The 12,620-nt window shown below is 75.2% G+C and carries 7 protein-coding genes and 1 pseudogene; 7 read left to right on the top strand and 1 reads right to left on the bottom strand.

Features of this window, described 5'->3' with window-relative positions:
- Positions 1-245: 245 nt before the first annotated feature.
- The 7 genes and pseudogenes from ACIF8T_RS15300 to ACIF8T_RS15270 form a co-directional block, all read left to right on the top strand.
- Positions 246-431, top strand: a pseudogene (locus ACIF8T_RS15300) (thiamine pyrophosphate-dependent enzyme); the annotation flags it as partial.
- Between the two features lie 153 nt (positions 432-584).
- Complete coding sequence (locus tag ACIF8T_RS15295; RefSeq protein ID WP_400035338.1) at positions 585-1,052, top strand: hypothetical protein; 468 nt, start codon at positions 585-587, stop codon at positions 1,050-1,052.
- Positions 946-2,106, top strand: a complete 1,161-nt coding sequence (locus ACIF8T_RS15290) for an acyl-CoA dehydrogenase family protein (protein WP_400035091.1) — start codon at positions 946-948, stop codon at positions 2,104-2,106. Before ACIF8T_RS15295 ends, ACIF8T_RS15290 begins: the two co-directional genes overlap by 107 nt.
- Before the next feature lie 668 nt (positions 2,107-2,774).
- A complete protein-coding gene (locus tag ACIF8T_RS15285; protein WP_400035089.1) occupies positions 2,775-3,824 on the top strand; it encodes a sugar-binding transcriptional regulator in 1,050 nt (349 codons plus the stop codon).
- Positions 3,821-4,480, top strand: coding sequence for a type VII secretion system-associated protein (locus ACIF8T_RS15280; protein WP_400035087.1), 660 nt, complete (start codon positions 3,821-3,823; stop codon positions 4,478-4,480). The genes ACIF8T_RS15285 and ACIF8T_RS15280 overlap by 4 nt, the downstream gene beginning before the upstream one ends.
- Positions 4,477-7,839 carry a hypothetical protein gene (locus tag ACIF8T_RS15275; protein WP_400035085.1) on the top strand — a complete coding sequence of 1,121 codons (3,363 nt, stop codon included), beginning with the start codon at positions 4,477-4,479 and terminating at the stop codon, positions 7,837-7,839. Before ACIF8T_RS15280 ends, ACIF8T_RS15275 begins: the two co-directional genes overlap by 4 nt.
- Before the next feature lie 62 nt (positions 7,840-7,901).
- Positions 7,902-9,179 (top strand): hypothetical protein, encoded by a 1,278-nt coding sequence (locus tag ACIF8T_RS15270; RefSeq protein WP_400035083.1) that lies wholly within the window; start codon positions 7,902-7,904, stop codon positions 9,177-9,179.
- Positions 9,180-9,233: 54 nt separating this feature from the next.
- On the opposite strand, the gene ACIF8T_RS15265 is transcribed toward ACIF8T_RS15270, so the two are convergent.
- A complete protein-coding gene (locus tag ACIF8T_RS15265) occupies positions 9,234-12,566 on the bottom strand; it encodes a right-handed parallel beta-helix repeat-containing protein (protein WP_400035081.1) in 3,333 nt (1,110 codons plus the stop codon).
- Positions 12,567-12,620 lie beyond the last annotated feature (54 nt).

The raw sequence follows: 12,620 nt of genomic DNA, 5'->3' as shown, positions 1-12,620 counted from the left end.
GGAGCACATCATGGATCTGTCTCAACCGCTGTTCGCCTCCGACCCGTTGGCCGCCGACGCCGGAGCGGAAGCGGAGAGGCCGCCGGCGGCCGACCGGGCGGCCACCCGCCACGCCGTCGCCCAGCAGATCTTCGAGGACCCGGTCTTCTCGGCGAACCCCGGCAACCGGGGAGCCGTTCAGCGCGGTGAAGTCCCCGCAAGCCGGCCCCTGATGAAGACGGCCATCACCCAGTCCATGGGCACCGCTGACGGGACCGGGCACCGGCGGCTGCACCACCTCGGACGACCCGACCCGGTACCGCACACAGGAGGAGGTCGACCGCTGGGAGCGGCTCGACCCCCTGCCCCGCTACCGGCGCCACCTCACCCACCGGGGCCTGTGGCACGAGGAGACCGAGGACCGCGCCGGGGACCGGGCCATCCGCAGGTGCGCCGAGCTGAGGGAGGGCGTGTTCGACGCCCCTGACGTGCCGCCCGCGGAGCTGTTCGCACACGTACTGCACGAGCCGTCGAAGGACCTGCTGGAGCAGGCCGGACAACTGCTCGCCGAACTGTCCCGGAAGGAGTGAGCCGTGGCGGCGACCATGGTGGAAGCGATCAACACGGCGCTGCGCGAGGCCATGGCCGAGGACGAGCGGGTCGTCGTCTTCGGCCAGGACGTGGTTCGCCAGGGCGGCGTCTTCCGGGTGACCGAGGGCCTCGCCGAGGAGTGCGGCCCGCAGCGCTGCTTCGACACGCCGCTCGCCGAGTCGGCGATCGTCGGAGTGGCCCTGGGCTGCCTGTTCCGCATTCCGCCCCAGCCCGCAGAACCCGCACACCGACCGTCTCGTGCGCTTCTCCTCCTGCAAGCCTGCGGACGTGGTGCGCGAAGCCGCCTCGCGACCGACCGGGACGTGGCAGGCCTGATCCGTGTACGAACCCTCTCACCTAAGGACCGACGACACCATGGACCATCGCCTCACCCCCGAGCACGAGGAACTGCGCCGCACCGTCGCCGAGTTCGCCCAGGACGTGGTGGCCCCGAAGATCGGGGACCTGTACGAGCGCCATGAGTTCCCGTACGAGATCGTGCGGGAGATGGGGCGGATGGGGCTGTTCGGGCTGCCGTTCCCACAGGAGTACGGCGGGATGGGAGGGGACTACCTGGCCCTGGGGATCGCGTTGGAGGAGCTGGCGCGGGTGGACTCCTCGGTGGCGATCACGCTGGAGGCGGGCGTCTCGCTGGGCGCGATGCCGGTGTTCCGGTTCGGGACGGAGGAGCAGAAGCGGCAGTGGCTGCCGCGGTTGTGCGCGGGGGAGATGCTGGGGGCGTTCGGGCTGACGGAGCCGGAGTGCGGCTCGGACGCGGGCGGGACGCGGACGACGGCGGTGCGGGACGAGGCGACGGACGAGTGGGTGATCAACGGGTCGAAGTGCTTCATCACCAACTCGGGTACGGACATCACGGGTCTGGTGACGGTGACGGCGGTGACGGGCCGCAAGCCGGACGGCCGGCCGCTGATCTCGTCGATCATCGTGCCGTCGGGGACGCCGGGCCTCACGGTGGCGGCGCCGTACTCGAAGGTGGGGTGGAACGCGTCGGACACGCGTGGGCTGTCGTTCTCGGACGTGCGGGTGCCGGGCGGGAACCTGCTGGGCGAGGAGGGCCGTGGCTATGCGCAGTTCCTGCGGATCCTCGACGAGGGGCGGGTGGCGATCGCGGCGCTGGCGACGGGACTGGCGCAGGGGTGCGTGGACGAGTCGGTGAAGTACGCGGGTGGGCGCCACGCGTTCGGGCGCCCGATCGGTGACTACCAGGCGATCCAGTTCAAGATCGCGGACATGGAGATGCGGGCCCACATGGCGCGGGTGGGCTGGCGGGACGCGGCGTCGCGGCTGGTGCGGGGGGAGCCGTTCAAGAGGGAGGCGGCGGTGGCGAAGCTGTACTCCTCGACGGCGGCGGTGGACAACGCGCGTGAGGCGACACAGATCCATGGTGGGTACGGGTTCATGAACGAGTACCCGGTGGCGCGGATGTGGCGGGACTCCAAGATCCTGGAGATCGGCGAGGGCACGAGCGAGGTCCAGCGCATGCTGATCGCCAGGGAACTGGGCCTCCCGGCCTGAGTTCTCGCAGGCCGGCGGCGGACGCCGGGGCCACCACGGCGGCCGTCGCGCTCGCCACGGTCCTCACCGGTCATGCCGACCGCCCTTGCCTCCGCACCGTCCTGCGAGGAGCGGCGGACACCGGCGACGGCGATCCGGCCTTGCTGCGCGCAGTCCTGGACGGCGGATCCCGGGCGGGACACCGGCCGGCAGGGTCCGTCCGCCGGGAGCCTCGACCCAGGTACGACGCCCATGCCACATGCAGGGTCCGCTTGGAGCCCGCTGGGCCGTGACGCCCGTTCGACGCCCCCGCCGACCAGCTCGTTTCACCCCGCGACACAGGATGAAAGAGGTGCGCCGACGACATCACGTGCCCGTGGTCCGGGACCGCTGCTCATTCCCGTCGGCACTCGGGGGCCCGGCAGCACCCGGCTCCGGCCGACGAGCGCTCTTCGTTCCGACCCGCGCGGCCGGCCGGTACGCACTCACGCCGATGCCGCGCGGCACGGGGCTCCCCGAGGTGCCGGCGGGCGACCGCCCGGAGCGTGGAAAGTTCGGTCCCAGCAGTCACTCACGCCCCTGGTGTCACTCTGATGTCGCTTCTCCGTCATATCCTGCTCACTTCGCACGGGTGAACTAGCCCGAGAAGTGGCTTGAATTGACGAACGATGAGAGCGCGGAGAGACGACATGCCCGAATCGGCTGAGGTGGTGGCGTTACCCCCGCCGATCGACACGCTCCTCGCCGCCGCCGTCGCCCGGCGCTTCTACCTGGAGCAGCGGTCGAAGGTGGAGATCGCCAAGGAGTTCGGCATCAGCCGGTTCAAGGTGGCCCGCCTCCTCGACGCGGCCGTGGCCCACGACATCGTGCGGATCGACATCACCGTCCCGGCCGAGATCGACGTCCCGCTCGGACAGGCGCTGACCGAGCGGTTCGGACTCCGACACGGCATCGTTGTCGACCTGGGCCGCGGCGAAGGCGGTGCGGCGGCGTCCGCGGACCAGGGGCAGGGCGATCGCTGGCTCGGCACGGCGGCGGCCCGGCTGCTCTCGGAGATCGCCGAGGAGGGCGACGTCCTCGGGCTGGACGGCAGCCACGCGGCGGACGCGCTCAGCGAGGCGGTCACGCGGCTGCCGCTCTGCGACGTGGTCCAGCTGACCGGGGTGCACGGGCGGGACCTCGCCCATGACACCGCGATCACCGCGGTCCGCCGTACGGCCGCGGCGGGCGGGGGCAGGGCTTTCCCGCTGCACACCCCGTTCCTCCTGCCCGACGCCGTGACGGCCGCCGTGCTGCGCAGCCAGCCCGCCACCGCCGAGACACTGGACCGGTTCGGCCAGGTCACCAAGGCCGTCGTTGGCATCGGGGCGTGGGACGCCCCGCGCTCCGCGGTGTACGACGCCCTGTCCGAGCGGGATCGGGAGACGCTCCGGGAGGCGGGAGCGTGCGCCGAGGTGGCCGGCCACGTCCTGGACGCCGCGGGCCGGGTGATCCCCACCGAGCTGAACGCCCGCACGATCGCCGTCAGCGCCGCCGAACTCCGTGGTGTCGCGGAGCTGATCGGCGTCACCGCCGGTGGCCGCGGCACCGGCGCGGTCCGCGCCGTGCTGAGGTCCGGACTGCTCACCGGAGTCGTCACGGACGCCACGACCGCGCGCCGCCTCCTCCGGCACGACGACCCGGACGACCTGGCACGGACCGCGCCGTCGCCCCGATCCACCGAACGAGGACAGCGATGAGCCAGCAGGACGAGGCGCTTCCGCCCGTTCCGGACGACATCCGCGAGGCGGGCCGCCTCGCCCCGGACCACTGGCTGGGGGTGGTCGACCCGATGTGGTCCGGGGAGGGGAAGCCCCCGGAGTGGGCGATGACCGGCCGGTGGCGGTCCGGCCTCGACGGCGAGATCGTCGAGTGGGAGGACAACCCCGGGTACCGGCCGTCCCCGCGCGCGCTCGGCTGGCCCGAACCGGAGGACGAGGTGGACCGCGCCGTCCAGCTCGCGTCGACCGGATACGGGCCCGGCGAGGCGGTGCCGGCCGCGCTGGCGGGGCGCGAGGTGGCCGTGCTGACGGCGCCGGGCGGCGGTCCGCTGAGTGCGGCGGCGCCGGACGGGACGCCGGCCGTGCCGGTGTTCACCTCGTCGGTGTTCCTGCACACCGCGGGGCGCTTCGCCTTCGAACTCGTCGGCGTCGACGACCTGGTGACGCGTATCCCCGAAGGACATGTGCTGTATCTGAACCCCTCGGCCGTGGTGAGCATGCTGCTGGAACCCGACGCCGTACGGGACGCGGTCCGAGGCGGTGCCGGGGAGCGGGCCCCCGCCGCCGCGCCCGTGGGCCGCGCCGCGCGGGTGCTGACCGAGGCCGTCCACCCGGTGCGGGGGACGGACGCGTGAGCCGCTGGTCGTCCGTGATGCCGGGCCGGGGACGCAGGTCGGGCTCCGGCCCGGACCGCCGCGGCACGGCGGGCCCGGCCGGCGGCGCGCACGGCACCGGGCACCGGAGCGCCGGGGGCCCGCCGGTCGAGGACGTCGACGGCGTGCTGCTGGTCCGCTCGGTCGAGGACGACTCGTTCCCGCTGGACGTCGTGGCCGAGGTGGCGGGCGCCGTCGGGCGGGAGGAGGGCGTCGTCACGGTGATCGTGGGCTCCGCCGCCGGGGGCGGGGCGCCCGACGCCGACCACTGGGCACGGCTGGGCGCGCTCCTCGACTCCCTCCGCGCGCGGGGCACCGACCGGATCCGGCTCGTGATGTCCGGCGCCGGTGACGACCGGCCGGACCGGCCCAGCGTCGCCCGCAGGATCGCGGACGCCTGGGAACTGGAGGTGACGGCTCCGGACGGGGCCGTGCTGATCACGCCCGGGGGCGCGCTCTTCGTCCACGGCGACTCCCGCCCCGGCTGCGCGTGGTGGCGGTTCACGCCCGGTGCGGAGCCCCGGAAGGCGGGCCGGCGTGCGCCGGCGCCCGTCTGGGAGGAGGCGCTGGAGCGGGTGCCCACGCGCACGGCCGGCGGCTGTGTCGTGGAGCGTGTCCCGGCGGGCGTGGTGATCCGCCCGGCCGGGGCGCCCGGGCCCGCCCCCGACGACCTGTGCTTCTCCGTGCCCGTCGACTTCGAGCGCCTGACGGTGCTGGTCGGTGCCCCGCAGGCGGAGGACGTCGCCGCCGACGAGGTCGCCGCCGTCCTCGCCGGGCTGCCGGAGGCGGAGCGCGCCCGCGCCCGGCTCGCCCCCGGCGGCCGGCGTGACCTGCTGCGGCTCGGGCAGTCGGTCGCCGACCTGCTGGGCACCGAGGTGGAGGTGCTCACCGGGCTGCCGCTGCTCGACGACCACGCACCGCCCGGAACGCCTCCCCGGCCGACGCTCGTCGGGCTGGACGGGAGGCCGAGCTGGCGGCCGTTCGTGCCGTCCGTGGTCTGCGGGCCGGTCGACTCGGAGGGACGGGCTCCCGTCCCCAGGCCGACGGAACTCCACCTGCCCGACTGGCTCCTCGGCGGCAGCGAACGGGGGACGGTACGGCTGACGGACGGCTGGCAGGCGACGGTGACCCGGGCCGGTCTCGCCCTGTGGGCACCGGACGGCCCCCGTCCCGGGCCGCTCGGACCGGCCGTCGACCCGGAGGTGTGCGCCATCGAACTGGGCATGCCGGGACAGCCGTTGGACGACACCCTGCTGCCCGCCCTCTCCCGCCTCGTGCGGGGCCTGGGAACCGACGTCCGCTCGCGCACCACCCTGCTGGTCCGCGGCAGACTCCTGGCGGGCGACGGCGCCCTGCGCCGCCTGGCCGCCGAACACGGCATACCGGGCATCCGCTACGTCACCGCCGCCCGGCCCGTGCGGTCCGACACGGCGGTGGGGCCCGGCCGTGTCCCCCCGCCCGGGCGGGGGACCCACGGGTCCGGCCCGGCCGCCGCGCCGCCCGCGGCCGGGTCCGGTACGGGCGCCGCCGGCCCGTCGGCCGCCAGGCCCGGTCAGGTTCTGCCGACCGTGTCCCGCGGCCCCGGTACCACCCCTGCCCCGCCTGCCGCCGGGGCGGGTCGCGGGCCCGTCAGTGCTGTGCCGCCTGGTGTGTCGGGGCGGGGGTCCGGCCGGGCTGTCGCCGGTCCGCGGGCCGGTGAGGCCGGTGAGGCGGGTGAGGCTGCGGCGCTCGGTACGGCTGCTGTTCCGCCTGTTGCCGGGGCGGGTCGCGGGTCCGTCAGTGCTGTGCCGCCTGGTGTGTCGGGGCGGGGGTCCGGCCGGGCTGTCGCCGGTCCGCGGGCCGGTGAGGCCGGTGAGGCTGCGGCGCTCGGTACGGCCCCTGCCCTTCCGGCCGCCGGGCCCGGCGCCGGGGCGGCCGGGCCCGACGGTGCGGCCGCCACCGGTCCGCAGGCCGCCGAGCCCGAAATACCGGTGCCCCCGCCCGCCGCGTCCCCGGACGCCCTTCGGGGCGGTGGGGCCGCCGGAGGGAACGGGCCTTCGGACACCGGGTCCGTTGCGTCGCCGGATGTCCGAGTCGGTGCCGAGGCTCCCGGCCGACCGGTCGCCGGTGCGGTGGGTGCGCCGCCGGAAGCCCTCCGGGAGGGCGGGCCCGTCCCGTCGCCGGATTCCCCTCCGGCCGGCGATCCGGATGCCGCCGGTGCCGGGGGAGCGGAGGGTGCGCCACCGGAGGCCGCCGCGGAAGAAGCGGAGCCCGGGGCGGCCGCGCCCGCCGCGTCCTCAAAGACCCGTCCGGAGGAGCGGCCCACCGCGGTGCCGCGGACCGGGGCCGGCACCGGGAGCGAGCGGAGGGCATCCGGGCCCGGTGCGGCGCCGGACGGCGGAGCGGGTCAGGGGGCCGCGGGACGCCGGACCGCCTCCTCGGCCGGAGCGCGCCCCGGGGCCGACGGCGTCGTCGGCGGAGCGGGGCGCGCCGCCGGTGAGCGGGGCGGGCCGGGGCCGGACGGCGGCCGGGCCGGGGGTACCGGGGCGGGGACGGGACCGCGGAGCCGGAGCGGTGAAGCGCCCGCCCCGAACCGCGTCGCCCTCCCGTTCGTGCCCGGGCACGTCAGCGGGGCCGCCGAGCGTGCCGCGTTCCGGGACGCCGCGGGCGGCGCCTGGGAGGGGCACGCCGCCGCCGTGTCGCGGGTGCTCACCCGGATGCCCGCCCTGCGCGGTCACGAACTGGAGGCGGCGCGGACCGATCTCGTCGCCGCGCACGCCTACCTCACCACCGAGGAAGGGCCGCTGCACCACCGCGCGTTGATCCGGGACCTGCGCACCGGCGAGGGACGCCTGCTGCCCTACGCCGGCTGTCTGGCGTCCGCGCTGCGCCGGCTGCCCTCCTACCGGGGCGTGGCCCTGCGCGGCGGGGACGCCGACGGCCCCGAACCGGCGGTCGGCACGCTGCTGCACGACCCCGCCCCGGTCAGCGCCCTGGCCGGGTCCTCGGCGCTCCCCGCCGGGGCCCCCGTGCGCTACGCCATCTGGTCCGTCACCGGACGCAAGGCACGGCACCTGCTCGACCGGCCGGGCGGTTCCGAGGCGTACGAGGAGATCGTCTTCGTGCCGGGGACCGGCTTCCGGGTCCTGGGGGTGCGGACCGCGCCCGCGGGCCCCTCCGTCGTCCTGCTGCGCGAGCTCCCCGGGAACGCGACCGCCTACATGGACGGGTCGGAGGAACTGAGCGGGCTGGACCTCAAGGCCCTCACCCACCTGGAGGAGGCGCTGGCCAAGGGGTTCCGCGCCGGTGACGGCCCGCTGTGGCCGGACCGCTGTTCCGGGCCCGTGGGCCAGGACGGATAGCGGGCGGGGCCGCGCCGCACGACCACCCATCACCCCGCAGTCCACACAGATCGAGGAGAACGATGGCAAGTCAGAAGAAACCGCCCGCCCCCGACGGGCCCGACGGCACGGGCGGTTCGTCCGTCCGCAGGGCCGTCTCCCTCGGGTCGGCGGCGGCCGACCCGGGCCCGATGCTGGCGCCGGCCGCGCGGCGTACGGCCGCGCCGGAACCGGGCGAGGGGGGCGGGGCCGGGGGAGCGGGGACGACACGGCCGGTCCCGGACACCGCCGAGGGCGGGACCGCCCCCGAGCAGCCCGCCGCCCCGGCCGCCGCGGCCGAGGAGCCGGCCGCGACGGCCTCCGCACCGGTCGCGTCCGCCTCGAAGGAGCGGCCGGAAGCGGAGGAGCGGCCGGAAGCGGAGGGCGAGAGCGCCGCCGGGCCGGCCACCGGCGTCCGGGCCGCCGCGGAGACCGCGGCCGGCGGGGCCGGCGGAACCGCCGCTGCCGCCGGTGCGGACGGACCGCCGTCCGGGAACCCGAAGAAGCCCCTGCTCGCCGCCGCCGGCATCGCGGGCGTCGTCCTCCTCGCCGTGCCGCTGCTGATCTGGGCCACGGACGACTCGCGGCAGAAGAAGGACGACGTGGCGGTGGCCGCCGGGTCCGGCACGCTGCTCGAGGAGGAGTCCCTGGAGGTGCCGAAGGGCGACTACGCCCCGGCGGAGCCCACCCCGGAGCCCGCCACGAAGAAGCCGTCCGCCAAGCCGAGCCCGGTCGTCGAGAAGGCGCCCCCGGTGGTGAGCCCGGCGGCCCCGGTCAGCGAGTCGCCCAGGGCGACGGAGAAGAAGACGGAGAAGAAGAAGACGGAGAAGGCGGAGCCCCGGACCGAGGAGCGCGAGGCGCCCAGGCTCCCGGCGAACACCGCCGCCTACGCCGCCCAGCGGCTGGCCGCGTCGAACCCCGGCCGGCACATCTGCTACCGGGTCCACATGAAGGGCGCCGGCTGGACGACCCCGGCGTGCGACGGGGCCGTGGCGGGCCAGGGGCGGCCCATCACGGCCATCAACATCGCGGTGGTCGGCGCCACGAGGGTGTCCGCCAACGAGTACGTCCAGAAGGACGGATGGACGACCGCGTGGTCGAGTGCGGCCGACGGGACGGACCTGCTGCTGGGCAGCGCCTCCTCGAACGCGCCGAACCTCAGCGGCTACGCCGTCGGCGTCGCGGACGGCAACGTCTGCCACCACCACAAGCTCGGCGGGCATGACTGGGGCGCCTACCTGTGCGAGTCGGCCGAGGGCTGGAGGTTCGGCGGGTCGCTGGAGCCGGACGTGTGGCTGGAGAGCGTCAAGTTCAACGTCTGAGGGACGCGACAGCGCAGCGGACGCCCGCCGGCACCGGCCGGCGGGCGTCCGTCTTCACCGGGAGGGCTGCTGCCCGAGGGCCTGCCGGACGGGCAGGTCCTCCGGCAGCAGCGTCGTGAGGTCGGTGAGACTGGGCGAACTCAGTCCGCCCAGCCGGCGGGCCTGGCTCGTCATCATCGTCTCCAGCAACTGCCGGGCGAGCCGCGCGTTGCCGAAGGACCGGTCGCGCGGAATGGCGTCCACGTGGGCGCGCAGCGCCTCGACGGTGGCGTCGGCGCACTCGTACCCGGAGGCCGCGGCGTGCCGGGACACGATGGTGACCAGTTCGTCCGTGCTGTAGTCCTCGAACGTCACGAACTTGGAGAACCGGGACGTCAGACCGGGGTTGGAGGCGAGGAAGCGCGCCATCTCCTCGGTGTACCCGGCGACCACGACCACGATCTCGTCGCGGTGGTCCTCCATCAGCTTCAGCAGGGTGTCGACGGCCTCGCGGCCGAAGTCGTTGGACGATCCCTCGGGGGTCAGGGTGTAGGCCTCGTCGATGAACAGCACCCCGCCCAGTGCGCTGGTGAAGACGTCCTTTGTGCGCTGGGCGGTGTGGCCGACGTACTGGCCCACCAGGTCCGCCCGCGCCACCTCCACCAGGGAGTCGCGGGGGAGCACCCCCAGCGAGTGCAGGAGCCTGGCGTACAGCCGGGCGACGGTGGTCTTGCCGGTGCCGGGCGGCCCGCTGAAGACGAGGTGGTTGCTGATCCGGGGCGCGGGCAGCCCCGCGGCGATCCGCTGCCGGGCGTTGGCCAGCAGACTGACCAGGTCGGCGACCTCCCGCTTCACGGCGGCGAGCCCCACCATGGCGGTGAGTTCGGCCATCGGGTCGGAGGCGTCGCCGGCGTCCTGCGCCGGGCCGCCGCCGACGGCCGCCGCCTCCGCGTCGCCGACGTCCTGCGGCAGCAGCAGCGTCAGGTCGTCCTCCGCCGGGTCGGTCATGGCCGCCAGCCGGAACGCCTGCCGGTCCACCATGTCCTCGAACACGCCGCGGGCCGCGCGGCCGTTGCCGAAGGTCGCGTCGCGCGTCATCCGCTCGAAGCGTACGGCGAGGGCCTCCCGGGTCAGCGGTCCGAGCTCGAACCGGTGCCGGTGGCAGAGGCTCTCGGTGATCGTCACCAGTTCCTCCACCGTGTAGTTGCCGAACTCGATGGTGCGGGTGAACCGGGAGGCGAGACCCGGGTTGGCGGTCAGGAACGACTCCATCTGCTCGGAGTAGCCGGCCGCCACCACGACCACGTCGTCGCGGTGGTCCTCCATCAGTTTCAGCAGGGTGTCGACGGCTTCGCGGCCGAAGTCGTTGGACGTCCCCTCGACGGTGAGGGTGTAGGCCTCGTCGATGAACAGCACCCCGCCCAGCGCGCTGGTGAACGCCTCGGTGGTCTTGATGGCCGTACCGCCGATGACCTGCGCGACCAGGTCGGCGCGGGCGACCTCGACCAGGTGTCCGCTCCTGAGCACGCCCAGGTCCGCGAGGATGCTGCCGTAGAGGCGGGCGACGGTGGTCTTGCCGGTTCCGGGCGGCCCGGCGAAGATCAGGTGCCGGCTCATGGACGGGACCGGCATGCCGAGCCGTCGCCGGCGCTCCGCGAGCTGGTTCAGGTTGACCAGCGTGTTCACCTGGTGCTTGACGTTCTCCAGGCCGACGAGCGACTCCAGTTCGGCCAGCGGGCCCCGGAACTCCGGCTCCTCGCCGGACCCGCCCGGGGCGCCGTCCCCGCCGGCCGTTCCGGCCGACTCGCCCCAGCTGTCCGGCAGGCCGTTGTCCGCGCTGGTCAGCAGCTCGACGGTGAGCCGCTCGCTCGCGCGGCTCTGCCGCAGTCCCGCGCCGCGGTTGTCGCGCACGACGCACCGGGTGACGTCGACCGGTTCGGCGCTGTCGATCCGTACGCCGTCGCCCGTGCTGCCGGTGATCTCACAGGCGGTGAGGACGGCCCGGCCGCCGCGCGACACCTGGACGCCGTGGGCCCTCGAACCGTGCACCCGGACCCGCTCCAGGGTGATCTCCGCGCCGTCCCGCACACCGACCCCGGCGTCGGCGCTGTCGCCGATCTCGCAGTCCCGCAGGGTGCCCCGGCCGCGTTCGCCGACGAGCAGGCCCGAGCGGGCGGCTGAGCCGAGCACGGTGTCGCTGATCTCGGGGTCGGAGTCGTCGTCGATGCTCAGCGCGCAGCCGCCGGCGGACTCGACCTCGCAGTGCTCGAGCCGGCCGCGGCCGTCGTCGGTGAACTCGATGCCGTGGCCGCCCGCGCCGGTGACCCGGGCACGGCGCAGCAGGGGGTTGGCGGCGGAGCGCACCGAGATGCCGACGCCCGCCGCGTCCAGGACCTCCAGGCGTTCGAACTCGGCCGTGGAGTCGTCCGCGAGCTGCACCGCCCCGGCGGTGTCGGCGCAGTCGCTCACCACGGTGTCCCGCAGCAGCGGGGCGCTGCCCTCGACGACCCGCACGGCGGCCTCGGTGGAGCCGTGGAACGAGCAGCCCTCCAGGGTGCCGCGCGAGCGGTCCAGGACGAGCAGCCCGCTGGCCTTGGTGCGCCGGGTGACGCACCCGCGCAGCATCGGGTCGGCCCCGCCGGAGATGACGATGCCGCTCTGCGCGAGGGACTCGAAGGAGGTCTCCTCGATCTCCGGGCGGGACATGCTGGTCACCAGCAGGCCCACCGAGGCGTGGTGCACGGCGCACCGCAGCACGCGCGTCGAGCTGTGGCCCTCCAGGGCGATGGCCGGCTTGTCGGTGCCGGAGATGTCGCAGCCCTCCACGGTGCCCCGGGCCTCGCCGCTCGCCAGGACGCCGTTGGCCCGCGCGCCGCGGATGCGGCAGTCGCGGACGAGGGGTCCGGCGGTCTCGCCGATGACCACCGCGGAGGTGCCGAAGTTCTCGAACACACAGTCCTCGACGACGCTCTCGGACTCCGAGGAGTCGACGAGTCCGGCGCCGCCGGGGTTGCCGATCCGGCAGCCGCGGGCGGCCAGCGAGCCCTTGCCCCGGACCAGCAGCGCCGTCCATCCGGCGCCGGTCACGGTGCACCCGTCGAGGGCGGCCTGGCCGGCCGGTACGTCCACGACCGCGGCCTCCTTGTCGCGGCCCCGGAGGGTCAGGGCGCTGAGCATCACGGCGTCGGCCATGAGGGTGACGGCGGTGCCGTCCCGCGGGCAGAGCTCGACGGTGCCCGGCTCGCCCTCGCCGACGATCGTCACCCGGTGCCGGATGACGAGGTTCTCGGCGTAGCGGCCGGGACGGACCCGGATCACCGCCCCGGTGCGGGCCTGGGCCAGTGCCTCACCGATCGTCTGGAAGCCGTCCGACCGTTCCGGGCCGACCGTGAGTATTTGCCGTGCCACGCCTCGAACCTCCTTGTGCTGCTGCGGTAGTTGGCGTTGTGCGCCGTACATCTT

It is taken from the genome of Streptomyces sp. NPDC085946 (genome assembly GCF_044540485.1).
Taxonomy (GTDB): Bacteria; Actinomycetota; Actinomycetes; order Streptomycetales; family Streptomycetaceae; genus Streptomyces.
The sequence above is the reverse complement of the archived record's forward strand: the minus strand, read 5'-3'. Positions and strand labels throughout refer to the sequence as shown.